The organism is Sphingopyxis yananensis (genome assembly GCF_020687785.1).
In the GTDB taxonomy this organism is placed as follows: domain Bacteria; phylum Pseudomonadota; class Alphaproteobacteria; order Sphingomonadales; family Sphingomonadaceae; genus Sphingopyxis; species Sphingopyxis yananensis.
The window spans coordinates 71,294-96,910 of the sequence record NZ_JAJEWI010000010.1; the positions used below are offsets into that span (position 1 = coordinate 71,294).

A 25,617-nucleotide genomic window follows, 5' to 3' on the forward strand; every position below is an offset into this window, starting at 1 on the left:
AAGATATTCGCATTAGCAATATCATCACCAGATCTGAACAGCGGGAAATACATCAAGGTGAGACAGTCTTTCGGAGTGAAAAAAATTGGCCAACGCACAGCAGCGGCCCTTCTTCTAGGATCAACGGCTTTAGCGGCCACGGTGCTGTCATCGGCACCGGCTTATGCGCAGCAAGCGAAAAGCTATAATATTCCGGCAGGGGCCTTGACGGACGTGCTCAACCATTATGCCCGTGAGGCCGGAGTTCAGCTATCCTATCGGGCTAATCTCTCGGCAAGCTTGTCCAGCAATGGACTGAAAGGCCAATTTGCGGCGGCCGAGGGGTTGTCCCACATTTTGGCTGGAACGGGGCTGACATTTCGTAAAACCGGCAGTCAAAGCTATACGATAGAGCGCGCGCCACAAGTTTCCGATAATGTGGTCACGCTCAACACGCTGCGCGTTGAGGGGGCCAGCGACACGGCACCCAATGACGCGGACACAGCGGGCAATAATGGCCGTGTTGCGGGCTGGGATGGAACATCTGGCAGCGTCTATCGCACCGCTGGATCGGTGAATGTCATCACCCGCGAAACGCTTGAAGCCTATCCAGTCAGTACCCCCGCCGATATGCTGCGCGGCACGGCTGGCGTTATCTCGGCGGAAGCGCGCACCGGCGGCGGTTTGGATGTCAATATTCGCGGTCTGCAAGGGCAGGGCCGCGTTCCCGTCACGGTCGATGGCGCGATCAACGGGACCAGCGTGTATCGCGGTTATCAAGGCGTGAGCAACCGCAGCTTCGTTGACCCTGACTTTATCAGCCATGTGGCGATTGAAAAAGGTCCGTCGATGGCCAACGCCATTTCTGGCGGTATCGGTGGCTCTGTTGCGATGTCGACCATCGGGGTGAATGATATTTTGGCGGCCGATGATGATTTCGGTCTGCGGTTCAAATTGGGCGTTTCGACCAACAGCGTGGCTCCGGGTTCGTCGATGAGCTCGAACCTGTTGGGTGCCCGCTCTTCCTATGGGGATCATTATGCGGCCACGCGCGAACGCGACCGGCCTGGTGCTTTCATGCCGACGGGCGGTTCGGCTAGCATGGTATTGGCACGGCGCGGCGCGGATGTTGATGTGGTGGCGGGCTACTCCTTCCGCAAAATGGGCAATTATTTTGCTGGTAAAAATGGCAAAGATGCACCGCAAGAAACGGACACCCCCTCGGCCTATTGCGCGTCGAACCCAGCGGAAACCAGCATGCGTGCCCTGTGCGAACGGGCTGTGCAATTTTATGACGGCTATGGGCTCACCACCTTTGTTGGCGGCGAAGAGGTGCATAACACATCCGCTGAAACCCAATCGGCTTTGGTGAAAGTCACCATTCGTCCCATTGACGACCATGTTGTTGAACTGGGCTATGGGGGATTTTGGAACCGCTATGGCGAAAATTATCCGGGTTCACTGAGCAATGCGAAGGGCATCGTCTATCAAAATAATCTTCTGTCAAAAAGCAATTTGGATCGCTTCACCGCACGTTATCGTTGGAATCCTGCCGGCGATCTGGTCGATTTGAAAATCAATGCTTGGCTGTCAAAACTGACCGAAAGCGCGCCCTCTCTCGCCAACAGCGACCCATCGGTGCGCTATATGGATAGTTGGGGAATGGACCTCACCAACAGTTCCGTGATCAACACTGGCCTTGGCTTGCTGTCAGCGGATTATGGCGCATCCTATCTGCACGAAAAGGCTGGGCCCGTTGGTGAATGGAAAGGCAATAGCTCGATCCCGCCTGGCCGCGAAGGCACACGCAAGGAATGGAGCTTATTCTTGGATTCCGCTTTGGAACCCACGGATTGGCTGCGTTTGTCGGCGGGCGCACGTTACCAAAGCTATGATCTGATGGACCGCCAAAGTGGCCGCGTCATCAATTCCGACGTGCTGAATCGGAGCGAAGATGCCTTTAACTATTCACTCGGCGCAACATTGGCACCGGTTGATGGTGTGCAAATCTTTGCGACGTATAAACATGCGTCCCGCTTGCCGAGCTTGCTCGAAGCGACGGCTGGCTTCTTCATGATCGCGAACCCCGATTTGCGAAAAGAAACAGCCCATAATTGGGAATATGGTGCCAGCTTTAGCCAAAACGGCTTGCTGAGCGAACAAGACCAATTCGGCGCCAAGATTGCGTGGTTCGACAATCAGGTACAGGATTTTATTTCCCGTAAATATCTGTCCAACCTTTATGCGATGCAGATGTACAATATCGATCGCGCCAAAATGCGCGGTTTGGAAGGCAGCATCAGCTATCAGCGCGGCGGCCTGAGCGTCGATGCCAGTGCGACCTATTATGATCGCATTCTTTATTGCCGGGTTGACCAGCCCTGTATCGCCAGTACGTTGGCATCGGATTATGCGACCAATACGGTTCCGCCAAAATGGTCAGCCAGTGCGTCGATCAGCCAAAAATTATGGGATGACCGCGCAAAAATTGGCGCACGTTTCACCTATATCGGCAAGCGCCCCATTGATGCGGAGGTTCCGGTTAGCGGCTGGTCACCGCTCATCTCCGCTATCAACTGGAACCCCTATGCCTTGGTCGATCTGAGCGGGCAGTTCCAACTGACCGATGGCCTGTCCTTGGATATGAGCGTCGATAATCTCACCGATCGCTATTATGTCGAACCAATGAGCGCGGCCTATGTTCCGGCACCGGGCCGCACCGTCCGTATCGGCGTGACAGGCAAATTGGGTTCCAAGTCTGGCATCTGGCCCGGCAATTGGTTTTCGTCACAGGGCAATGACGATGCTGTGGATTGGACCGGTCCTTATGTGGGGGCCAACATCGGCTATGGCTTTGGGAAAACCCAAGGATCGGTAACGGATAGCGCTGGCAATCCCGCCGATCTGGTCAATGACAGCGGAGTGGATGTGTCGCTTCGCAATATGATGGCTGGTTTCCATGCAGGCTATCAATATCAGCTGCCCAGCAACATCGTTTTGGGCGTCGAAGCCGACATCGCGGGTGGCAATTTGGGCGGCTGGACTTCTGTCGGTATCACCGAAACCAGCACTTATGTCGCCGCTCTCCAAAATAGCGGGAAGTTGGAATCTGATACGCGCTATGCTTGGGATCGCATGATGACCCTGCGCGGCAAATTGGGCTATTCTCTGGGCCAAAGCCTGATTTACGGCACGGGGGGTATCGCGTGGCTTCGGGAAACCGATAAGCGCAATCAATATCGGTCTGGCGGCGGCGGCGACCGTGGTATCAATAATATTGTCGAGCATTATTTCGAAGAAAAAGTGCAGCACAATCGTCAGGGTTGGACCGCCGGATTCGGATTGGAACGTGCATTGGGCCGTAATTGGTCGCTGCGCACCGAATATAGCTATGCGCGCTTCGGCCAAAAAGACTTTGCGTTCGACAATGCCCGTGCGGGTATTTCTCAGCAATGGTCATCGGTCTCCTTCGCACGCGATCCGGTCACTGGCGCCATCTTGCGTGATCCCACGACCAATCAGCCCATTCGGATCACCGAAGGCGATGAAGGCAAAAGCAATATGGTCCGTGGGCGTGTCCAACGCACCAGCGCCGATCTTCATTCCGTCCGCATGGGCATCAGCTACCGTTTCTAAGGATAAATTTATGACCCTTGTGATTGAAAACCCATCGCGCGCGCTGCGTTTGAAGATGCTGACCCGCGAAACGCATGAGATTTTGGACAATAGCATCATGGCCGCCGCGTCGTTCCAATCGGTGGATGGCTATGCCAATTTTGCGGCGATCCAATATTTGTTCCACCGCGAAATTGACGCCCTGTATAGCGATAACGCGCTTCTTGCGGCGCTTCCCGGTCTGGCCGAACGCCGCAGCAGCCCGCTTATTGCGGCTGATTTGGCCGATCTCGGCAAAGCCTTGCCGGATGCCGATGGAAAACCCCAGTTCAGCGAAGACGAAGAGGCGGATATTCCCACCGCCTTGGGTTGGCTATATGTCGCCGAAGGTTCCAATATGGGCGCAGCTTTGCTGCGCAAAGAGGCTGCAAAACTGGGCTTGTCCGACAGTCTTGGTGCCCGCCACCTTGCCCCTGCGCCCGAAGGCCCCGCGGCCCATTGGCGCCAGTTCACGGCCAGCTTAGACGCCGTTGACCTGTCCCCAGAGGAAGAGGAGCGCGTCGTCGCGGGTGCACAGGCTGCGTTTCAGTGCGTGCAACATTTGGCGAATGCGCGCCTTGGCTGATCCCGTTCAGGACACGCTGCTTCAGCGCGGGCGTTTCGCCCGCGCTGTTTGGGCTGGGCTAGGTTTGCTGTGCGTCGCCTTGGGCATTATCGGCATCATGCTTCCTTTGTTGCCAACCGCCGATTTCATGCTACTGGCGTTAGCCTGCTTTGCGCGTTCATCGCCGCGTCTTGAAGCATGGCTGCTGACTCACCCCCGATTTGGTCCTTCCTTGCGCGCTTGGCGCACACAGGGGGCGGTGCCACGGCGGGCGAAAATTTATGCCTGCCTTGGCATGAGCGTGGGTTTCCTCCTCTTTTGGCTGCATGTGAAGCCGCATTGGGGCATATCCGTCGGCGTCGCCCTTTTCTTATCATTCTGGGCGATTTGGATCATTCGTCGGCCGGAACCGGCGGCAGGGGCATGACCCAATTCCACCCGCTTCCCGCACGCGACGAATGGCTGCCCCATGAACGGCCCATGGATTGCGTTGGCCACCTGCAAAGCCCCATGATCAGCCGCTACAGCGACCGTCCGTTGGGACTAAGGGAAAGATTATTTGGTGTTTCCGGCACGGCCAGCATTTGCGCGCTGATCTTATGCGCCTGCTTTTTCAGTTGGCAAATGCTGACCCCGCCGCCCGAGGTGCATGCCCCATTGGTCGCAACATTTGATACAATCGCTGCACCGCCTGAGCCGCGCGTTGAGGTGATGCAAGGCCCCAAACAACAGCCCCAACAAGAAGAAAAAGCGGCAGAGGAAAAGACCCCGCCTGTAACACAGCTTGCCACGCCATTGTCGCGCCCGATGGTGACACCCAGCGAAGCGGCGCCATTGTCGCAGCAGACCGTGACGCAAGTCACGCAAAGCAGCACCCCAAAGGCAATAGAAGCCCCGCCAGCTCCGCGACTGGCCAGCAGTGACAATGCCAATTGGCAGTCGCGTCTGCTCGCGCATTTGGAACAACATCGCCGATACCCCGCGATTTCCATGTCGCGGCGAGAAGAGGGCGTGGTCTATGTGAAATTCACCATGAATCGTCGGGGATTGCTTTTGTCGTCCAAGATTATGCAAACATCAGGATCAGCGCGCCTAGATCGTGCTGCCTTGGATACGCTCAAACGCGCTCAGCCTTTGCCTGCCATTCCAGATGATATGCCAGACCCGCTTGAACTGACCGTGCCGGTGGAGTTTTTCATTTCATAAGGAACAGGCAATCGGTCGGCGAGAGCGGGGCGCATCAGAGGATGATGGCGAGAGAATATATATTTATCGCAATCCGTCGAAATCATAGGAAGGATCTGCGTCGCCGCTGGCGCCCTTCATCAGATTGGCGGCGGTGTTACCGATGCTGGCGGGCCGCTCTTCGGACCAGTCGATGACGCGCAGGCGCGACTGGTAATGCCATGTCCCATTGATTTTGATATAATGGTCCAAATATCGACCACCAGCGATATAGTTTGACGATAATTTGGGCATGGTGTGGAAATTTATCGTATAAATTTCGCCTGTCGCTGTATCGCCCGTCACATGAAACAGGCTGTTGGCGACCAGATGCTGGGTTTCGATATCCACCATGCTTTTGGTCAGCCACGCGATAAATTGATCGGGCGATCCTTTAAACATCCCGCCATGATCGTGAAAGCCGTTGGGGGCATATAAAGCACGAAGAGCTTCGAAATTTTTTCGGTCTACGGCGCGGGCGTATCGCAAATTCAGCTCATAAAGCGCTTGTTTGTCGATCACAATATCCAGCGCTGCTATTTCATGGGTCGTGGGTTTCGCGGCGGCGGAGGAATGAGGCAAGCCCATAAATGCTACGGCCATTGCGCTAGCTATGGGGTAGAAGATTTTCATTGGGCTCGCCTCGCGTGCTTAGCTTAGAAGGAGAAGCTTAAATCCACGCCATAAGTGCGCGGATCGCCATATAGGGCACCGGGGGCAAACAGGTTTCCGTGCGAGATATAATAATCTTTTCCGGTCAAATTTTTACCCCACAGGCTGAAGCGCAATTCGCCCACCGGAACAGGAATGTCCGACAGATTCAGACGCGCGTTCAGCAGTCCATAATCACCGGTAATATAGCGACGATCATTGGGCTGAACGAAGTGCTTATCTTGGAAACCATAATCCACAACAAGGCTCAACTCGCCAATGGACGTGCGGGGGAAACGATATTCACCACTGGTCGACACCACATGTTTGGGCGCACTGATATGAACGAAATTATTGGTAATATCCGCGCCCGTGGCGTTGAGGATTTCGATATATTTCGCATCAAGATAGCCATAGTTGAAACTGAAGCTAAGCGATTGTGTGGGCCGCATTTGCATATCGAGTTCGATGCCACGAATGCGAGCCTTACCAGCGTTGATCACGTCGAGGACCGACACTTGGTCAGGGTCGGGGACGTTTACCTGAATGTCTTTGTAATCCATGTGGAATAAGGCGGCATTGATACGCAATTTACGGTCCAGAAGATCCGACTTAATGCCCCACTCATAGGATATGACATCTTCGGGGGCGAAGCCTTCGCTGAAGCGCGCGGCTGAACTCGCTCCGATATTAAATCCGCCCGTTTTATATCCGGATGCGACGCGAACATAGCTGTTCACATTGTCATTGATATCAAATGCCAGTGTCGCGCTGGGGCTGAAGTCTTCGAAGCTTTGCTTGCCGAACGTCAGTGGTGTTGAGTTGTCGAGCGTTCCGCTAAGGTAGACATCGCGTTCATAGGATGCACGGCGTTCGTCGCGTGACCAACGCGCGCCGACGGTCAGGTGCAGGCGGTCATCTGCGATAGCGGGCGTATAGGTCGCTTGGGCATAGGCTGCATACGCCTTGTTCTTGGCTGTTATCCAACGATCAATCTGGCGCGTGCCATATTGGAGCGATGTGTCGAAGCCATCCGATTTTTCGGTGAAATAATAAAGACCGACAGCATAGTCGAGGCGGTCACCCAACTTGCCGACCAATTGCAGTTCTTGCGAAAATTGATCTTGTTTTTGGTCAAAAGACAGTTTCGCTGCGGCAAAATTGCCGAGCACACCCGACAGAAAATCCTGATTGGTGAAGCTGGAAAGTTTACGATAGGCCGTGATGGATTTCAGTTGCACATCATCAGAGATATCCAAGGTGGCAGTCAAGGCATGGCCTTGCGACACAATGTCATTGGCCTTCAGGTCCCGAACCAAGGGCGAACCTTGTTTGGGGCGCGGGGTTTGCACCGGATAAAATTGAACCGAGGCGGCATGGGCTGGCGTGTCGCCGATTTCCGTGCGGTCATAGGTGTAACGCAGGTCCAGCGTATCGGTGGGCTGCCAACGCAGAGCGGCGCGATACGCGGTCCGGTCTTGGTCGCCAAAACGCTTTACACCGGTTCCCAGATTTTCGGTAACACCGTCGCGCGAACTGCGCATATATGACAATTGCGCGGCCAGTTTGTCGCCGACAGGAATGTTGATCAGGGTGCGGGATTTGAAATGATTGAGATTGCCAATCGTCAGATTTTGCTTGGCTGACCATTCCCCCAGTTTTGGGGCAGAGGTGATGAAGTTAATGGCACCGCCCGTGGCGTTACGACCGTAAAGCGACCCTTGGGGACCGCGCAACACTTCGATACGTTCCAGATCCGCGACTTCGGTCGCCAAACCTTGGCTGCGGGCCATATAGACACCATCCACATAAACGGCGACGCTTGGGTCTTGTGTGTGGTGATCGCTATTGTTGCCGATACCACGAATGTAGACGCGCGGGGATGTGGCATTGTTGGGAAATGGCGTGAGCTGCAAATTGGGCACTTGGGTTTGCAGGTCCGAAAGGCCGCCGATGCCCTTATTTTCTAGCGCCGTTGAACTGAACGCAACGATAGAAATGGGCGTGTCTTGCAGCGATTCTGATTTACGCTGAGCCGTGACAACAATTTCTTCAAGGCCGCCATCATCTTGGGCCAAAACAGGCGAGGCGCACAGGGCGGTCGTCAGCGCGAAAAGCGAGGCTCCCAAATTGCCAAGACGCAGCGTTCGGGGGAGGGCTAAGGTCATTGAAACTCCATATTTTTTGGGTGTATCAAAAACGCGCCGCCAATCATGTGATTGGCAGCGTGCTTCAATTCGGTTGCGTGGGTTAAATCGAGATAATTTCGGCGGTTGGGATCGGATGGGAGTCGGCGTTGATCCAGCGCAGCAGCGCGGTGCCGCTCAGATGGCCTGCCGTGTCAATCCATGTCCCAAAGCCCAAATCTTTTGGCGATACGACCAGCGTGAGCGTGCCGTCGTCGTCGAGCTTTGCTTTTTTGGAATTGGTCCACACATTGGGGCGGGTGCGATAATCTAGGGATTCCATCCACCAGTTATCGGCTTGGAAATTCCACATCCGGCACTTTGGAATATTGGTCCGCAATACCCAAGCCTGATTGGCTTTTAATTCCCAGTAACCATGAAGATAGTGGATGTTCGGATCACCGCCGCCGCGCTGGAAAAATGCCTGATCCCAAGGCAATAATTGGTTCGGCTTGCTCATGAACAATTCGGTCCATTCGGCGAATGTCTTGGCGGTTCCGCGCACAAATGCGGCGGTTTGCGCCAGCGCTTTCACCAATTGTTCTTCGGTCAACGGTGCTGGTGCCACGGGTCCACCGATGGCCTCGATTTTGAGCTGCGCGGGTGTTTCGACCAATTTGTCCAAAAATGTTTGGCGTACCAGCAATAGCGTTGTGTCGTTCGCGAGTGGGAGCCAATTTTTTGCGCCATTGCGTTCGGCACTAACGATGAGTTCGAATGTTCCATCGTCATTATAGGCGATGTCTTTCCCATCAAGCTCGCCGGTCGATGCCATGGTCCCATCAATGGCATAGCGATTGGCTTTGGTGCCAAAGCTTAAATAGGGAACCGTCCCTTTGTGGCCATATAGTCGGTACGTGCGATCCCCAGCGATATTGGTGTTCAGATAAATATTGTCGGGATTGTCTGCACCGATTTTTAGCACCTCATTGGCGAGCTGATAAAAACGAGGGAAATCAGGATCAGACGATTCCATGGCCATTTCAAGTGCGCCGCGTGTGAGACGGCTTAAATAGCGAATGCCTTCGACTTGATCGAGCGCGGTTTGCGGTGCTTTTGGTCGGTTTAGAACCTGCGCGGTTTCTGCGATGTCACGGCAGAAATCTTCCCATATTTTTACCATGTTCGTGCCAGATGCGGACGGGGTTGCGGTGCGAGCCAATGCGGTTGTTGCCATGCCGCTTAGGCCCAAGCTGCCCATCGTCACGCCCGCAGCTTGTAAAATGTTTCGGCGCGCGATTTTTTGCATAATTCCCCTCTTGTATGCGTAATTTAATTTCATTTTATGTGCGCAAATCTTAACCTTGAGTCAAGTTAATATTTTTTTGCGTAAGGAATTATCTTCTTACCTACTCAATGGTTAGGCTCTTCACATTTTGGCTGAGGTAAAAAAAACGTGGATTTCGGCTGAGCGGCATGAGTAGATTTGGCCCCACCTCGGATGTTGAGGGTGTTGGTGGGCACCGCCATTGCGTGGTCCAACGGCTCTCAGCTTCGCTGAAGCGGGGGCCTGACACGCTGGGGCTGCATTGATCAGCGTCCCAGAGGGCTAGAAAAGCACTTATCCTACCGCCGTCAACCACAGTGGATCAGGCCCTAAATTTACTATGCCGTACAAGGACCTATCCGATGTTTTGCGATGATCTGCTATCATCAAAAGAAATATCGGGCAGGCCACAGCGTCTGAGGCTGGCGACGCTGAGTTATTGAAGCAGTTTCGTTCGTTAATCGGCAAATTTCGATTGCGCTATCAGGTTTAGCGCCCAACAATCAATCCACATCAGTGGACGGGGCCTATGCGTCTAGGGCCCCGTCGGATATGCGGCAACCAGGGTTTCCAAACGCCACCGGATATCGTCCTCCAACGGTTGTGGGCTGTTGTAATCGCGCTCCCCATTTCCTGCCTGCAGGACCATGATGTCGTGACAGTTTCCCATTAAGCCATTGATGGTGCTCAAATAGCGTGACATCTGATAGCTATGATCGCTTGGTTCCAAGGATCTCAGCGTGTCGTAAAAGCTCACTTGCTTGCTGACGACTTTTCGCATCGCGTGAAATTCTGGGCCGGTAAATTCGGGCTGATAAAGCATGTTTTTAAGCCATTTCATGTCGGCTTGTCTGTACGCACGAAAATCACCGGACGTGGTCAATGTTCGGGATTGCACAGCGTGGTTGACGCTGTTCCAGATCGGCTTTGTTAGCAACACGCGGAGCAGCCATGCATAGCCAAGCGTTGGTAGGCGGCGATTGTTACGAAAACTATCTTGTAGATGGCCCATAATAGCCACCGTCGCGCCAAAGAGTTTCGGAACTTTATGATTGTGCGTGTATAGCATCAAGGCAAAGCGCAGATGCTTATATTTGGCACGGATATGTTTGTAATGGCGGCGCTGATTTGCATTTAAATCGGCCTTTTTTTGCAACGTCGTCACAAGGTTTAACAAATCTTGGCGTGCAAAGCCTTGCTGCCAAAATTGCAGGCATAGCGCAAAGCAACGCTGCATTTCTTGCGGTGCGCAATCAAGGTTGATCGTTTTCGGCAAATTCACTTTGTCGTCGACAATATCGTCAATTTCTACCGCTTCGAACAAAGCACGACATGTTGCGGCCGAAAATTGCTGCCATTGCGAATGATCGAGATATTCACCCATTGTTGAGGTCTTTGCTGTGCGAAAGTGTGTGTCGATGTCGATATGCAGAAAGGGTGGGGATGAATGTAAAAAATGCTTTCAGGCACATGCCGCAGACATAGGCTATCCCTGCACCGACAAGGCCAAAGGAATGAATGAGCATGACCAACAGCAGCGCATATAGCAGCGCCGCGAGTCCTTCGGCGACAAGGGCCGCCCGTTGCTTGCTTGCCATATAAAGCAGCGATTCAAGCGGAAAGGTCATCATTGAAATCAACAGCGACGCGGTCATGATTTGCAGAAGATCAAATGCCTCGACATAGCTTTGGCCAAAGGCGAGTGCGATCAGCGGCTTTCCCCCGATCACGACCAGCAATAGCACAACCAAGCCAACGCCGCCCGCCAACAATCCGCTACGAACAGCCAACAGCCATGGTTGTTTGCTGGCCGGATGCAGCCGCATGATTTCGGGATAAAAGCTTTTGTCCATCAAATTGGCAGGCTTGCTGGCGGCTTCGAAAAACGTCGATGCGATTTTGAACAAGCCCGCGGCGGACGGGCCCAACAAGCCGCCGACGATCACATTGCTGGCTGGCCCCCAAGCCGACCAGATGGAATGAGCAATGTTGGTGGTCCAAACAAAATCCCATGCGCCTTTAATGCGCCGTGCTGGCGCGAAAAGGGCAGGGCGCAAGGCGCGGTGAATATTTTGCCGTCGCAATTCCCGGGCTGCAAAGAACCAGAGAAGTAAATCGCCCACCAGTTCGGCCAAGTACCAACTGATGACAAAGCCCGCGAAGCCCAAATTTGCGAAATAGCTGACGCCACTACCCATCGCCCATAAGAGCGGCGTCACCAATTGCTGAACGGCAATATGGTCAAAGCGGTCCAAGGTCCGCAAAATTCCCGTGGGTGTTGCTGCGGTCATGATCGGAATGAGTGTGCAGTATAGCAGCGCTAGATGTAGATCTTTTGGCGCAATACCAACCCATGTGGATATAAATGGCAGCAGCGCCATACCCGCAATCAGGCCCACGGCTCCGCTTGCTAAGTCTAGCCCAAAGGAAAAACCGGTAACATCGCGAAAACGGTCCAGATCTTTTTGAATGAGGGCAGGCGCGCCGAAGCGAACGATAAATTGCCAAGTCTGAAATTTGACCAAGGCGCTGACGCCATAGGCATAGGCTTGCACCACGACCAACGTACCAAAAAGTGCTGGCGTCAGGCCGCGACCCGCGAAGGATAAAGCCACAAGCCCCAATATGGCAGACCCTAATTTGCTGGATGCCAGATAGGATGCATTGCGAAGGATGGCGCGAAAGGATCCATCCGAAAACCAGTTCGCCATTATTTTATCCGGCTCGCTGCTGGCGACGGCTTGAACGAAATGGGCATATGATATCGCTGTTCCAGCAGCGCAGAAATTGCGCTTTTGGCGTTGGTCAATACGGTGTCGAGTGGATCGTCGGCGTTGATCTCGGCCAATGGGGCGTCGCCGAAACTGATACGCGACAAGTCGTCAATTTTGCGAGCGAGCGATGTGGGGATATGGTCGGGTTTGCGCGCAATGGCGATATCCAAGCTGACATTTAATCGCAGGATTAGGTCGGGTTGGTGCGCAACCATTGCCTTGAATTTCATTTGTTCTTTCTGCGCCAGCCACCCTTGTAGGCCAGCGGGCGGGGCTTTGCTTAGTCCAAGGCCATCCATGGAACCGGGCACCTCCATTTGCGGAAAGCGGTCGGCCAGAATGAGGTTACCGGCGCGCCGCAAGCGCATCATGCGCTTGAAACGGCGTTCGCGGCGTAGGGCGAACGCGTATATGCCGATCGCAGTCACTGGGCTGGGTCCGGCGCTGGTTTGTGCCGTTTTTGCCTTTTTCTGAATGGAGCGGTCGAGTTGCTCGCCGATCAATGGAAGCTTGGCCAAGGCGCGTCCCAAATTGCCGCTTTGCTTGCCCAGATGGCAGATCGCCGTGGGACAAGATCCCGACAACCATTGATGCAAAGCCTCTGTGATGGTGGATTTCCCTGACCCGTCGCAGCCAACAATCGCGATTAGAGGTGGGAGGGTGGATGAATACATGGTGCGCCTTGGAATAAAATATTTTGCTATGCGGCAATATTTGCCTGTTAAGAAATGATGTTGAATGTATTTTATAATCTTAAATTATTTTTATTATGATCTCTGAACTGTAGCGCTTGATCGATAATGAATGTCGCTTGTTTCAAAACTTCATCATATGGTAGGCGAGAGTCTATCTCTATTATATTGGCGTTATTATAGGTGATTGATGGCATTTTTTGGATTTTGTCTCGAAGTTCCGCCATGGGGTGGTCGGATTTTCGGGCGTAAGCCGTTTCTGCATCGATCAACAAGCGTATGATGAGCATGGGTTTATTCTGTGCCATGCGGGCGTAAATTTTTTGTTCGTGATGCGCCAATTCGCGCACCAACCAACGATCGCTACGGTCGGCGGCGAGGCCTGGTCCGTCATAGTGAAATCCTGCGATTTCAGCTTGAGGATATCGCTCGGCTATCATCAAGCTGCCGCTGCGGGCGCGCTGTTTGAGCTTGCGCATTTGTAACACACGCCACAACGAAAACAGATACATGACCAAGGCCGTGAAAGCCCCTGGAAGTTTTTTTTCCATATCCTGAGCGCGGCGAACCTTCGCGGCGAGATAATGTTCCAGCATCACGCCGATGACCGGAAGCCTTTTAATTTTATCGCCAGTTCCGCCGGAAATCAGGCCCATATATTGTCGCTCGGTCGGACAGCGCTGATTGAATATGTGCACCAAATCATGTGCTAATCTGGTCTTGCCGGTTCCGTCGCATCCGACAACCGCTACAACCCCCTTGATCATTTTTTGGGCATCGACGGAAGCTGTGGTCCGTATGTTCTTTACCGCAGGGTCGAGCGCGGCAGGCAGGAACTCTCTTTCAACTGTTTCGGTGCTTTTCATCCACATTTGGATTCTCCGCGCGCCGGATCCGGCGTTACATTTTGGCTAGTTGTGATGGACAGCGCAGCGCCCGTGCCTGCGCAGGAAGGTTGCGTCAGTTCAGCTTCCGTTCGGTGCGATGGCAGGAGGGGCGGCGGCCAAGGCTTTTCGTACCGCCGCCAACGCTTCGTTCAGGACGTCGGCGTAATTATGCCGCCCATCTAATTCTAAAATTGGTGCGCCATTGAAAGTGAGCGTTGGAATAACCCGTGTCTTTTCGCGCAGCATCGCCAGCTTGTGGTCCGGCTTGCGGCGATGGGCGCTTTCTGCATCGATATGCAGGCGGATGATTAAGGCAGGAACATAGCTGGCCATTTGTTCGTAAAGACGCTGTTCGCGGGCGATGAGCGCGCGAACAAATGCATTGCTTGGTGCGGCGCCGATCAGACCCCGCCCGTCGAAGTAAAATCCGGGGACTTCGGCCTGGGGGTAGCGGTCCGCGATAATGACCTGTCCGTTGGCATGGAGCCTGAGCATCCGTGCAAATTTATGACGCCGCCATCTGGATAAGATATAAATGGCGATGGCTGTTGTGGTGTCTGGCGTTGCTGATTTGTCTTTGTTGGCGTGCGCTTTTCGGCCTTTACGGACCAAAAAGCGACCTATCATGCCCCCGATTAGGGGGATCGTGACAATAGCCCTTAGAATATTGCCGGAATCTTGGCCAAGATACAGGGATTGAACGGATCGATCCGCTGACAAAGCCGTCGCAAGGTCCGCCGCCAGCGTGGACTTTCCTGAACCATCGCAGCCAATGATCGCGATGAGCGAGGGCAGGCGGACCGTTGAAGCGCGATGATCCGCCGTGGCAGCACGGGCCTCCACCGAAGCATAGGAGCGCTTGGGGTCTATTGCTACGCGATCATCAAAGCCAGTGAGCGTTTGGAAGGAAGAGTTTTCAGCCATAACCCGCATACGCGTGCGGGGCGGCGATTATTCCACGTCATGACATAATAATATATTCGCCCGATATTAGGTCAGACGTTTTGTGAACATTACAGGCCTACCAAGACTCGGCGAGTGCGTCGGCGACAGCATCGATATGCTCAGGGTTCCCATTGCCTGTTAAAGCATAAGAAAAATCCCCTCGCCGCCAATAAGCAACAGATTTATTTCCGCTACGCACGGCATCTGGGGACATTGGCGCAGAAGAGCGCGCACGAATAGCTAGAATGGACAGATCATCACCTTCGCTGGTTTCAACGGCGATCAGAATGGATGGCGAGTCCGTTGCATCCAGCATTTCAATATTCTTGATGCGCCAATCGTCTGGAAGCCGTGGCACCGCGATGCGCGAGGCCATAAGCAGCGTATGGTCCTTATAGGAAAAAGGGTGAAGCGCCGCAAAGGCGGCCCGCTCTTTATGGGCGCGGTGTGTTTCGGCGGCCATTTCTATATAGGTGGGCGGGGAGGATTGGACATGCCATATCGGCACGACAATCGCCGTGATCGCCAACATGGCGGCGACCCCTATTCCCAATGCCGCGCGGCGCCACGGCATGGCTGGACGATGCTTTACGAGCTTGGCAACCGAGGTCCCCAGAGATGGAGAATATTCCGCCCGAGATTTCGTCAAAATCTGGAGCGCGCTGCGGGAACGAAAATCGGCCATGACCCGAGCGGCGGCGGTGGGGTTTCGGGCGAGATAATCTTCCACAGCCAAGCGCCGAGGCAGGTCCAACTCGCCATCAACATAGGCCAAAATTTCAAAATCTTCCAAATTGTCAGTCGACATCTCGTCCTCCGATGATCTTGAACTCTCGGGATGGTTTGTCTGTCTCGCTTTGCATATCTCTTAATGTCGCTCGTGCACGACTAAGGCGTGACATGACGGTGCCGATGGGCACGTCCAAAATGGCGGCAGCTTCCTGATAGCTTTGTCCTTCGACGGCAATAAGATGAAGGACGGCGCGTTGATGATCGGGCAGGGCGGCAAAGGCCCGCGCAACGTCACGCAGGCATTCCGCATATTCTTGATCGGGCTCCAGATGGTCCATCATCATGTCGGCAAAGCGTGCATCGCGCTTGCTTTCGGCGATTTCTCGACGCTTGGAAGAAACGAAACTGTTGTGGACAATCGCCAGCAACCAGCCCCTTCGCGATCCATCCGGTCGAAAGGATGCCCGTTTTTCCAGTGCTTTGATAACCGCATCTTGCACAACATCATCCGCCGCCTGTTCATTGCGCGTCAGCGACCGCGCATAGCGCCACATGGCAGAAAGTTCATGCAATATATCGGCAGGGCGAAGGTTCGACATAAAGGGAATACGCATGTCGATAGAGGTTTATTCCATGTCAGAAGAATATATCAGATCGTGAAAATGAAGCGGCACTATGGGGACCCTGCTTCCTTTCTAGGTGATGGAATATGGCCCTTCTTCTCATTGGTCCTAGGGCGGTAACGAAGAAAGCTGATGCTTCCATATAATAGGATTAAGCCAATCAGATTCAGGATTTCACTTTTCTGTTCCGTCAACGATGCACCCATTTGGTTAATCCCGACCATCAGGTGAATGCCCGGTGTCGTAGGGAGGAAACGGGCCAATAGGCTGAGCCAGCTGGGCGTTGCTTCGGTTGGCCAAGATATGCCAGCGAGAAAGAAAATGGGCAGCGAGGTAATGATCCAAAGCTGGATCGGACGCTCTCGTTCCTGAAAGAAAGAGGCGAGCGCTAAGGCCGCAGCGACGGTTGCCCCGACAAACACACATGTCGCGACGAGGAGGGCGTAAAATTGGCCCGCGGCGCGGGGCATATCGAGAAACCAAAAAACGAAACCAGTATAATAAGCGACATTGGCAAAGCCGATGGTGAAAAATGCCAGCCCAATTCCCAGCAATCCTTGGCCGTTAAATGCCAATGGTCCCTGCTGTTCGCGCATGGTTGCCGCCAACAGCGCCATGCCCATCAGCAAGGTTTGTTGGATGATCAGAAAGCTGACGGCGGGAATGATCGTGCTGCCATAGCCTTCGCGTGCGTTGAACATCGGGTGTGCGATCAGACCGAGTGCCGGCGGCGCGGGGGCACCCATGGCCATCGATTGATCGGTGGCAGCGCTTATGCCCATGTTGCCCATCGCCGATGCCACGCCCGCCAGCGCGGTGCTGGAACTTAGGAGATAGGCACCATTGCCATAAAGGGCGACGATGCCTTGTTCGCCGCGCAATATGCGGCCTTCAAAACCTTCGGGAATGACGATGGCCGCACTAATTTCCCGTCGTTCCATCTGTGCAAAGGCTGCGTTGGGAGACGGGAGTTGGGCAAGTAATTCGGCCTGCTGCAACGCTGACAATTTGCTGATCAGCGTCCGACTGCTTGCCGTATGGTCCATGTCCACCACCGCAATCGGCAGTCGGACAGGCACATCACCCCAATAAGCGCTGGGATAAAAGAAAGAGTAAAGGATCGCCGAGCCAATCAGCAACAGCAATGCGGTGCTGTCAGAGAAGATCGTGCGGAAGGTTGCAAGATAAGCGCGCCCAATCATCGCCGTCCCCATGTTTCCGGTCGGCTGGCCGCTTGAATATAGCGGGGAAGGCCAATGGCCGCGCCAACGAACAGAAATAACAACATGATGAAAATATGGGGTATCGAGACGCGAACTGCTGCACCCATCAGCCATTGCTCGACAAGCAGCTTGGAAAAGCTGGTATAGGGTAGAATCGCGCTCCAGATTTGGGCGAAGCGGGACGCCGACTCGATAGGAAAGATTGTGCCGGCAAACGCGAAGGATGCCCCAGCATATAGGCCCGACAGTGATAGTGCACGGCCCATCGACAGCGACAGACCGATCAGCAACAAGGCAACGCCCGTATAAGCAAGATACATCGCCATATATCCCAGCAGCAATAAGGCGATGCTACCCTGTAAGGCCCATCCACGCAGACCTGCCAAATAGGCCGTGGCCAAGATCCCCCACAGCATGAATATCAGAATATAGACTGTGATTTTTCCGCCTATTGCGGCGGCTGCGGTCGCCGGGGCTGCGCCGTCCAGCCATGGGCCAATGCTTCCATCGCGCAATTCTCGTCCCAAGGCGCTGACAATGGCAACCATGAAGATGAGGTGCAGCAAAGCCGGATGAATTAAGGCGACCAATTGCAATTCATAGCTTGTTTGCGGATTAAACAATATGGTGGTTTGCGCGGCAATGGGCGGCGCGCGGACGGTGCCCAGACGCAATATGGCGCTTTGTTCGACCGCAAGCCGCCCTGAGTAATCTTGGATCACAGAGGTTGCTTCGCGAAGCGCGGCGCCGGATGGCGTCGAATAGCTGGCGTTATAGAAGATAATTAGCTTGCCCGTTTCGCCGCGCATCACGCTGCGTTCGGTATCGCGCGGGATCAGCAATATAGCATATATGCTTCTTTCCCGTATCGCTTGCTGCGCAGCTTGCATATCGGTTGGATGGTCCGAAACATGCAAGCCTGGGGCCGCATCCAGCCGGCGCGTCAGTTCGCGGGCGGTTGCGCTGCCGTCCTGATCAATCACCGCAATGGGTAAATTCCGCATCACGCTGGGCGACAGCTGGATGGCCACAATCGCTAGCAGCAGCAAGGGAAGCCATGTGACAAGCGCCAGATCAAGAGGATTGGACCGAAGAAAAAATAGCTCGCGATACCACGCGTTTGTAAAGCTTCGTCCAAGTGCCCGCTCCGGCATCATTGTGGCCAGTCGAACAACACGGTCATGCCTGGACGCAAGCCAGAAATGGGCTTGATCGGAACCATACGGATTTCAAAGCTTTTGATATCGAATCCGCTGGATTGGCGTGTGGCACGCCAAGTCGCAAAGTCGCCTGCTGGTGCAAGGAAGGTGACACGAAATTCGGCGCGGCGCTGATCAAGCGCCGGAATTTTGCCGATCAGCGTTCGGCCCTTGCCGAGCCCATGAAGCTGGTCTTCCCGCACATTGATGGTGACCCAAGGGTGCTGGATATCCGTCAGCATAAATACCGGAAAACCTTGTGGAACCAGTTCGCCTGGTTGGGCCAGTCGCCGACCAATTTCCCCCGCCATGGGGGCCGTGACCTGAGTTTCGGCGGCCGCTGCTGCGACCTCTGCTGCGGCTCCGCGTGCTTGCTGCACTTGCCCGCCTGCGGCGGCTTTGTCTTCGGACCGTGCTCCCGCGCGCGCCAAATCATATTGGGCGCGCGCTGCATTGGCAGCCTCACGCGCGGCAATCGCATTGGTGCGCGCTTCATCCCGTTTCTGTCCTGCAAGCACACCCTCCGCAGCAAGCCGCTGGGTGCGTTGATAGGTCGTGTCGGCAAGCGCCGCTGCGGCATCGGCCCGTCGCCATTGCGCTTCGGCGGCGCGAATATCTTCTGGCCGTGCGCCGCTGCGTGCCTTGTCGGACACCGCTTCGGCGGCGACAAGTGCACCGCCCGCTTGCTCGGCCTTGGCCGCCACTTCGGGGCTGGCGATCGTGTAAAGCAATTGTCCAGCAACAACGGCCTGACCTTCGTCGACATCAAATGACGCGATCCGCCCCGTCACCTTGCTAGTGATGCGCACCGCATGCGCATCGACCATGCCCTGCAACTGGTCGGGGATCGGGCGATAGGCGAGCCAGAGGCCCAGTGCAATGAACGCCGCGACAGCCAAAACTATGATGATGGTGCGACCTCGCGCACGGTTTTCATCCGCCTTCACGGGTTGGGGCGCTTCCTCAATGATGCTGTCGTCGGTCATGGCAATTCTCTGTCACTACCCATCGCAAATTCTGGCATTTCTATGATCTGGTCGCTAAGCTCGAGCAGCTGGGCAAAAGCGATGACATAGTCATAGGCCGCTTGGGCGCGCTGTATGCGTGCGCGGCCCAAACCGAGTTCGGCATTGACCACATCCAGCGATGTTGCTTGCTGCTCACGATAGGACAGATTTTGTAGGCGCAAATTCTCTTGGGCTGAGGCAAGGGCACTATTAAGCGATAAGAAATGAGATCTGGCGGCTTCGGCGTCATTCCATGCCTTTGTGACGCCGATTTCGATCTGGACCATCGCCTCGCGCCGTCCTGCTTCGGCTTGATACAGCGTCTCGCGGGCTGCCGCGACCGATTGGTTGCGACCAAGGCCCGACGCGATCTTGTATCGAAGGCTGAGGCCCACGGCCCAATCGGAATCGGTGAGCAGGGCATCGCGGCGATCAAAATTATACTGCCCAAATGCGCCGATTGTCGGCAAATGCTTTGATCGTTCTATCGCTACACCAGCTTGGGCCTGTGCTTCCAGCGCGCGAAAGCGGTGCAGTTCCGGATGGGCATCCAGCGCCGCTTGTTTAAAATGGGCCAGCGGTTCAAGCGGCTGGCGGTTGATGAACAGCGGCGTGGTGGGGCGTATGCCTTGGGGCGTGCGCAGCAAGCCTGCAAGCACCGCATTGGCGGTAGAGAGGTCGCCGACTGCTTTGTCAAATTCCCGTGCACCATCATCACGGGCGACTTGGGCCTGAAGGCGCTGAGCCTTGCTAATAAATTGCTCGCGCTCCAATTTTTGTGCATCCGCAAGATGCTGATCCAGCCCAGCCAGCACGTCACGGCGAATGCCAAGCGCTTGTTCCGCGAGTTGTTGGCCATAATAGGCCTGCACCAGTTGAAGCAGGGCTTTGTTGGTTTGCCCCCGATGATCGGCCTGAGCCTGATCCAATTTGGCGCGCGCGCCTGTCTTTGTCGCGTTGATCAACCCACCAGTGAACAAGGGCAGGCTGATCGTCACAATTGGGCGCACGGCGGTCTCCTGACGCCGAAATCGCAAAGGGTCCGGGATGCCAAAGGCCTGCGCGACGGGGGCCAGAGACCCGAGCGGCAGATAAAGCGTTTTTTGATATTCGAGTAATTGTCCTTCGAAATCAACATCCGGCCGACCGAGGGAATGCGTGGCCCCTACGGTCGCGGCCTTGCTACGAACATCGGCGTTCGTCGCCGCCAAAGCATCGGAGCGTTCCAGCAAGCGTTGCTGCGCTGATCGATAATCCAATGGGACGGCATCATTTTCTTGTCCCGTTGCTGGCAACGAAACAAGCGCGCAGCCCATGATCAGCAGGCCCCATCTGTTCATCACGACCCCTTGTTTGACCACGAAAATCTACACCGTTGCGGTATCAACGCAAGCCCATTTGGGGTGGGGGGCTCTCCTATGGAAATGATCAGCCATGACGCGCAGGATGATCGCCCGATGGCAGCATTATCAGCGCCCCATTATATGAAATGGCGCAGCGGGCGAATAGCTTGCCTGTTTCAATCCCCCTCAGCGGTGGTGGCCGCAGACAATCAAGCAGATAAGTTGTTCAACTGGCGAGCATCTTTGTCCCGACCAAAAGAAGCACTGCCGCCAGCATGGGGCGCAAAAGTTGGTCGGGCGCACGGCTGGACAAAAGGCTGCCGACGATCACGCCAGGTATCGACCCGACCAAAAGGTTGAGAAGCAGTTCGATATCGACCGCCCCGTAAAGCCAATGACCAAAGCCCGCCACAAGTGCTAGCGGCACCGCATGCGCAATATCCGTGCCGACGATCCGCGATATGGAAAGATTGGGATAGAGCATCAACAAAGCGGTTACCCCAATCGCGCCTGCCCCGACCGAAGATATCGATACGGCGACGCCAATAAACGCGCCAAGGGCGATGGTCGGTATGAAGGCGTGATGATCATCCGTGCGCCTATGGTGCTGGGCATAAGACATTAATTGCGGATGAAATAAGGTCGCGACGGCGGTCAGGATCAGCATGCAGCCAAGAAACACAATGATGACATGTTCGGCGCGGGTGCCGATCTCGCCGAACCATTGCAATGAAATGACCGACAGGATGGCGGCTGGAATCGAGCCCGTCGCCAGACGTCTGACAATGTGCCAGTCTACCGTATCGCGCCAGCCGTGAATACTTCCACCCACGGTCTTTGTCAGCGCCGCGAATAATAAATCGGTGCCAACGGCCGTTTTGGGATTCACGCCAAACATCAGGACCAACAGCGGTGTCATCAGCGATCCTCCGCCGACGCCCGTCAAGCCGACCAGCATGCCGACCAGTACCCCCGCCACAACATGCATTATGTCCAATTGGCCAACCAATGTGTTGAACACCTATTTCCCCACAACCGTCATAATTATGGGAGGACTTGTGGCAAATGGACGGCAATCGAGCAACGACTCTTCGCGGGTTGACATGGAATTCATATGCGAAACAGGGCTGATTTGGCATATAAAATTGCTGCGAATGGGGGCCGGACGGGGTCATGCTGCCCAAACCGGCATCCACAGATGCCTTGCGGTTCGGACGCGGCGGGGTGAACGGCAGACTGCGGCTAACCGGCAAGCATTCCTGACAAGATAGTTGGAGCATAGTTGGAGCGGCGTTCCACTGGCCGCAGTGCTGCTGCATATCGGGCCAAGCGCCGCCGACCCGCAGCCCCTTTAGCAATCGGCAAATCTTCGGGGTCCGGAACGGCTCGTTGGAAATATCCTTGGGCCATAAAGGCGGGGGTTTGGCTATTCCTTTTGTCAGCGTGTCGCGAGCTTCTCCTTTGCCGTCCATCTTCAGGAGGTGGCTAGAGGGCGATGCTGGATGTGAGAATTGGGGTGGGTTATTTTTACGATCAAATTTTACGCAAATTGTGATTTAATTGAAATATTTTCAATGTCATTCGTAGAAAAAATGGCAAATTGATATTGCATATATTATCGAAGCAGGGATATTGTAACGATGTGATGGGCGGCTCAGTCTTTGCTGAACAGGCTGTGACCTGATCTGCCGTCATGAAAAAATAATAGTTGGGAAAGGCCGGAAGTGAGCGAGGGGGCATATCCCAACATAAGATTTTCGGGCCATTTGGGTCTGGCTGCTCCCGATGCGCCGCTGTTCGCGCATAGCGCTGCTTCTTCTGCTCCGCCCGATCAGATTCGCTATTTGGCTGCCCAGGGTTTTTCTGGCCTGTTTGATCCCTATGTGAAGATGCGGTCGCCGTTGCAACAAGCGGAAATATCACGGGCTTTGCAAGATTTTGGCTTATGTTTTGGTACGTTCAACAATGATTTGGCGCATTGGAATCAGCCGGTCTGGAATGTCAAATCTGCGGATGGCACCCGTCTGCTGAAAACCAGTCTTTCTTCCAGCGCGGATATTTTGCGCCAATTTCCCCAAGCCAAAGCCGTGTGCGTGACTGGTGCTGATGCAAGCCAAAGCCATGAGCAGCAAATGGACGCCATGATCCGCAATTTGCAGGACCATGCCGACGAAGCCCAAGCGTCTGGATTGACGCTGTTGGTCGAAGCTGTCGCACCGCAATGGATTGACGGTTTATTTGTCACACATACCGAGCAGGCCGCAGAGATTGTACGTGCGGTCGGACATCCTGCGGTGCGCTTGTTGTTCGATACGGGCCATTCCGCCTTGTCGGGCGAAGATGTGCTGCATCAATTGGATAGCCACTGGGATATCATCGATACCATTCAATTGGCCGACACACCGGCGCGGTGCGCCCCAGGCCAAGGCACGCTGGCGTGGGACGAAATTTTTCGGCTGCTAGCCCAGCGCCAATTTGATGGCGCTGTGGAATTGGAATTCCAGCCATTGCCCAGCCGCCAAGGCGAGGCCGACATCATGCCGAATTTGCGCAAATTTTTATCAGAAAAATAAAATGGAGAGTTTGGTGGAACAGGTTGAAACGCTGGGTCTGACGGAAAAAGTCGTCGAAACAAATGGCATGAAAATGCGCATTGTGGAATGCGGCACAGGAAAGCCTGTGATCTTTTGCCATGGTTTCCCCGGGCTTTGGTATAGCTGGCGTCACCAATTGGAAGCGGTCGCGCGGGCGGGTTATCGCGCCATTGCGGTGGACCAGCGCGGCTATGGTCGCAGCGAGCGGTCGTTGGACGTCGCATCCTATGACGCCAATATGGCGATGGCCGACATGATCGGTTTGTTGGACGCCATCAAAGAGAAAGAAGCGATTTTTGTGGGCCATGATTTTGGCGCGCAACAAGTTTGCAATCTGGCGGTCCGCTTCCCAGAGCGGGTGGCGGGCGTGGTGATTATGTCATGCCCCTATGACTTTGATTTGGCGGGGCGCGGTGGGCGTGGCCGCAATAGTTCATCGACCGATGTGGCTATGGAATGGGCGGGCGGTATGCGCCCAACCGAAGCCTTTGCGATGGCGGCCGAAAAGCATTTCCTGCACCTGCATTATTTGCAGGCCATCGGCCCTGCGGAACGGGAATTGGAACCACGGGCAGGGGAATTTCTGCGGCGTTTGTTCTGGGCGCTGAGCAGCGGCGGTGAATATAAAAGCTATGTCGACCATCCATCCGAAAATAGCGGCTATTTGGATGTTTTGGCCCCAGCGCCCGCGCTTCCTTGGGCTTGGATGTCGGAAGCGGACATGGACTATTTTATAACAGAAACGGCTGCGGCGAATGAAGGGGAAGTCTTCGTCGGTGGCTTCAATTCCTATCGCGCGGCTGATCGCAACTGGGAACTGGGCGAAGAGTGGGCTGACGCCAATATCGAGGTGCCAGCCCTATTTGTGTCTGGCGCGGACGATATTGTTTTGAAAATGATCGCCCCCGATGCGCTGGATATTATGAAAAGCCGTGTGCCGGATTTGCGCGGCATTCACCTAATCCCCAATGCGGGGCATTTTGTGCAAATGGAGCAGCCCGAAGAAATGAACAAGGCGCTCATTCCCTTTTTCCACTCGGTGGAATGGCGTTGAACGCTATCACTTCCATAGGATGATGCGAATGATGACGCTGTGGTTCCTGATGCAGGAGCAACGAACAGCGTCATCATTTGGCGGCCCCGAAATGGTCTGGGGCTGGTATCGATGCTTGGGGCTTCTGTCGCTGGGATGAATGGCGCTGCTGATATGCGACATTTTGCGACAATTTTTGGGTTTTACGGCAACGTCATGCTACAAAGCGGGGCTAGAACGCCATTAACGGGGCAGCGACTTCCCCTTTACCGCTGACCCCGAACCGGAGTTTCGATATGAAAAAGATGATCACCCTTTTGGCCCTGAGCGCATCGGCGATGGCGGTTCCGGCTTTTGCAATGCCAGCAGATGCCGCCAAGGCAGCGGACATGACCCGAGCCCAAGCCCAAAGCCATGCCGAAGCCCGTTTTGACAAAATGGACGTGAATAAAGACGGAAAATGGGATGCGGCCGATCGTACCGCTCGTCAAAATGCACGGCATGAGGCGCGCTTTGTTGCGCTGGACGCCAATAAAGACAGCACTGTAAGCAAGGCCGAATTTGATCAGGCCCGCACACAGCGCGAAGCCAAAATGGCAGAACGTCGTACAGCCTTTGCTGCCCAGCGCGCCGAACGCATGGCAAATGCGAGCGCACCTGCCGCAGGCGACACCGCCAAGGCCGCGCGCGGTGAGCATCGCTTTGCCGGACGGGATGGACGCGGTGGTGGCCGTCATCATGGCATGATGGGTGGTCGCGGCGGACGCGGTGGCCATGGCATGGGGCCGGATGCGACGATCACCAAGGCAGATTTTGTCGCCAAATCTTTGACGCGGTTCGACCAAATGGACGCGAATAAGGACGGAAAAGTGACGGCGGCAGAACGGCAGACGGCCCGTGCCGCAATGCGGGCACAGCGTGGCGAACGCCGCGCCGCGCATATCGCGCCAGCGGCCCCCACGGCAAAATAAGCCGGCTTGCAAAGGATGCATCCAGCGCCCACCCCTGAAAAGGGTTGGGCGCTATGCGGCTATATATG

At 54.9% G+C, this 25,617-nt stretch carries 22 protein-coding genes; 7 read left to right on the forward strand and 15 right to left on the reverse strand.

The annotated features are described in order from the left end of the window. Positions 1–57 precede the first annotated feature (57 nt). The 4 genes from LKO31_RS11940 to LKO31_RS11955 are packed head-to-tail and all read left to right on the forward strand — an operon-like array spanning position 58 to position 5,404. Positions 58–3,615: a TonB-dependent receptor domain-containing protein gene (locus LKO31_RS11940; protein ID WP_227690794.1), complete on the forward strand. Its 3,558-nt coding sequence runs from the start codon at positions 58–60 to the stop codon at positions 3,613–3,615. 10 nt (positions 3,616–3,625) lie between these two features. Next, on the forward strand, positions 3,626–4,219 hold the full coding sequence (locus tag LKO31_RS11945; protein ID WP_227690795.1) for a biliverdin-producing heme oxygenase: 594 nt from the start codon (positions 3,626–3,628) through the stop codon (positions 4,217–4,219). Beyond that, on the forward strand, positions 4,203–4,625 hold the full coding sequence (locus tag LKO31_RS11950; RefSeq protein ID WP_227690796.1) for a YbaN family protein: 423 nt from the start codon (positions 4,203–4,205) through the stop codon (positions 4,623–4,625). Before LKO31_RS11945 ends, LKO31_RS11950 begins: the two co-directional genes overlap by 17 nt. Further along, a complete protein-coding gene (locus tag LKO31_RS11955) occupies positions 4,622–5,404 on the forward strand; it encodes an energy transducer TonB (protein WP_227690797.1) in 783 nt (260 codons plus the stop codon). The genes LKO31_RS11950 and LKO31_RS11955 overlap by 4 nt, the downstream gene beginning before the upstream one ends. A 63-nt stretch (positions 5,405–5,467) precedes the next feature. Here LKO31_RS11955 and LKO31_RS11960 read toward each other — a convergent pair whose 3' ends face one another. The 15 genes from LKO31_RS11960 to LKO31_RS12030 all read right to left on the reverse strand — a co-directional run bounded on the left by LKO31_RS11960 (position 5,468) and on the right by LKO31_RS12030 (position 21,939). Beyond that, positions 5,468–6,025: a nuclear transport factor 2 family protein gene (locus LKO31_RS11960; protein WP_227690798.1), complete on the reverse strand. Its 558-nt coding sequence runs from the start codon at positions 6,023–6,025 to the stop codon at positions 5,468–5,470. 53 nt (positions 6,026–6,078) lie between these two features. Further along, positions 6,079–8,241: a TonB-dependent receptor gene (locus LKO31_RS11965; RefSeq protein ID WP_227690799.1), complete on the reverse strand. Its 2,163-nt coding sequence runs from the start codon at positions 8,239–8,241 to the stop codon at positions 6,079–6,081. An 82-nt stretch (positions 8,242–8,323) separates the two neighbouring features. Then, positions 8,324–9,508, reverse strand: coding sequence for a DUF1214 domain-containing protein (locus LKO31_RS11970; protein ID WP_227690800.1), 1,185 nt, complete (start codon positions 9,506–9,508; stop codon positions 8,324–8,326). Between the two features lie 553 nt (positions 9,509–10,061). Next, positions 10,062–10,910 carry a hypothetical protein gene (locus LKO31_RS11975; RefSeq protein WP_227690801.1) on the reverse strand — a complete coding sequence of 283 codons (849 nt, stop codon included), beginning with the start codon at positions 10,908–10,910 and terminating at the stop codon, positions 10,062–10,064. After that, positions 10,903–12,237 (reverse strand): lipopolysaccharide biosynthesis protein, encoded by a 1,335-nt coding sequence (locus tag LKO31_RS11980; RefSeq protein ID WP_227690802.1) that lies wholly within the window; start codon positions 12,235–12,237, stop codon positions 10,903–10,905. Before LKO31_RS11980 ends, LKO31_RS11975 begins: the two co-directional genes overlap by 8 nt. Further along, positions 12,237–12,818, reverse strand: coding sequence for a nucleoside/nucleotide kinase family protein (locus LKO31_RS11985; protein ID WP_227690803.1), 582 nt, complete (start codon positions 12,816–12,818; stop codon positions 12,237–12,239). Before LKO31_RS11985 ends, LKO31_RS11980 begins: the two co-directional genes overlap by 1 nt. Before the next feature lie 227 nt (positions 12,819–13,045). Next, the gene (locus LKO31_RS11990) at positions 13,046–13,858 is read right to left on the reverse strand and encodes a nucleoside/nucleotide kinase family protein (protein WP_227690804.1); all 813 of its coding nucleotides are present in this window, start codon (positions 13,856–13,858) and stop codon (positions 13,046–13,048) included. A 99-nt stretch (positions 13,859–13,957) separates the two neighbouring features. After that, on the reverse strand, positions 13,958–14,803 hold the full coding sequence (locus LKO31_RS11995; RefSeq protein ID WP_227690805.1) for a nucleoside/nucleotide kinase family protein: 846 nt from the start codon (positions 14,801–14,803) through the stop codon (positions 13,958–13,960). A gap of 97 nt (positions 14,804–14,900) precedes the next feature. Next, complete coding sequence (locus tag LKO31_RS12000) at positions 14,901–15,632, reverse strand: anti-sigma factor family protein (protein ID WP_227690806.1); 732 nt, start codon at positions 15,630–15,632, stop codon at positions 14,901–14,903. Beyond that, complete coding sequence (locus LKO31_RS12005) at positions 15,622–16,155, reverse strand: sigma-70 family RNA polymerase sigma factor (protein WP_227690807.1); 534 nt, start codon at positions 16,153–16,155, stop codon at positions 15,622–15,624. Before LKO31_RS12005 ends, LKO31_RS12000 begins: the two co-directional genes overlap by 11 nt. 74 nt (positions 16,156–16,229) lie before the next feature. Next, positions 16,230–17,381: an ABC transporter permease gene (locus LKO31_RS12010; RefSeq protein WP_227690808.1), complete on the reverse strand. Its 1,152-nt coding sequence runs from the start codon at positions 17,379–17,381 to the stop codon at positions 16,230–16,232. Further along, positions 17,378–18,559: an ABC transporter permease gene (locus tag LKO31_RS12015; RefSeq protein WP_320443499.1), complete on the reverse strand. Its 1,182-nt coding sequence runs from the start codon at positions 18,557–18,559 to the stop codon at positions 17,378–17,380. Before LKO31_RS12015 ends, LKO31_RS12010 begins: the two co-directional genes overlap by 4 nt. Continuing rightward, complete coding sequence (locus LKO31_RS12020) at positions 18,556–19,587, reverse strand: HlyD family secretion protein (protein WP_227690810.1); 1,032 nt, start codon at positions 19,585–19,587, stop codon at positions 18,556–18,558. Before LKO31_RS12020 ends, LKO31_RS12015 begins: the two co-directional genes overlap by 4 nt. Continuing rightward, on the reverse strand, positions 19,584–20,948 hold the full coding sequence (locus LKO31_RS12025; protein ID WP_227690811.1) for a TolC family protein: 1,365 nt from the start codon (positions 20,946–20,948) through the stop codon (positions 19,584–19,586). The genes LKO31_RS12020 and LKO31_RS12025 overlap by 4 nt, the downstream gene beginning before the upstream one ends. 229 nt (positions 20,949–21,177) lie before the next feature. Next, positions 21,178–21,939, reverse strand: a complete 762-nt coding sequence (locus tag LKO31_RS12030; RefSeq protein WP_227691234.1) for a sulfite exporter TauE/SafE family protein — start codon at positions 21,937–21,939, stop codon at positions 21,178–21,180. 736 nt (positions 21,940–22,675) lie between these two features. On the opposite strand from LKO31_RS12030, the gene LKO31_RS12035 reads away from it, so the two are divergent. The 3 genes from LKO31_RS12035 (at position 22,676) to LKO31_RS12045 (ending at position 25,549) form a co-directional block, all read left to right on the forward strand. Next, positions 22,676–23,524 carry a TIM barrel protein gene (locus tag LKO31_RS12035; RefSeq protein WP_227690812.1) on the forward strand — a complete coding sequence of 283 codons (849 nt, stop codon included), beginning with the start codon at positions 22,676–22,678 and terminating at the stop codon, positions 23,522–23,524. Position 23,525: 1 nt separating this feature from the next. Further along, on the forward strand, positions 23,526–24,599 hold the full coding sequence (locus tag LKO31_RS12040; RefSeq protein ID WP_227690813.1) for an alpha/beta fold hydrolase: 1,074 nt from the start codon (positions 23,526–23,528) through the stop codon (positions 24,597–24,599). Between the two features lie 275 nt (positions 24,600–24,874). Beyond that, the gene (locus LKO31_RS12045; protein WP_227690814.1) at positions 24,875–25,549 is read left to right on the forward strand and encodes an EF-hand domain-containing protein; all 675 of its coding nucleotides are present in this window, start codon (positions 24,875–24,877) and stop codon (positions 25,547–25,549) included. Positions 25,550–25,617: the final 68 nt, after the last annotated feature.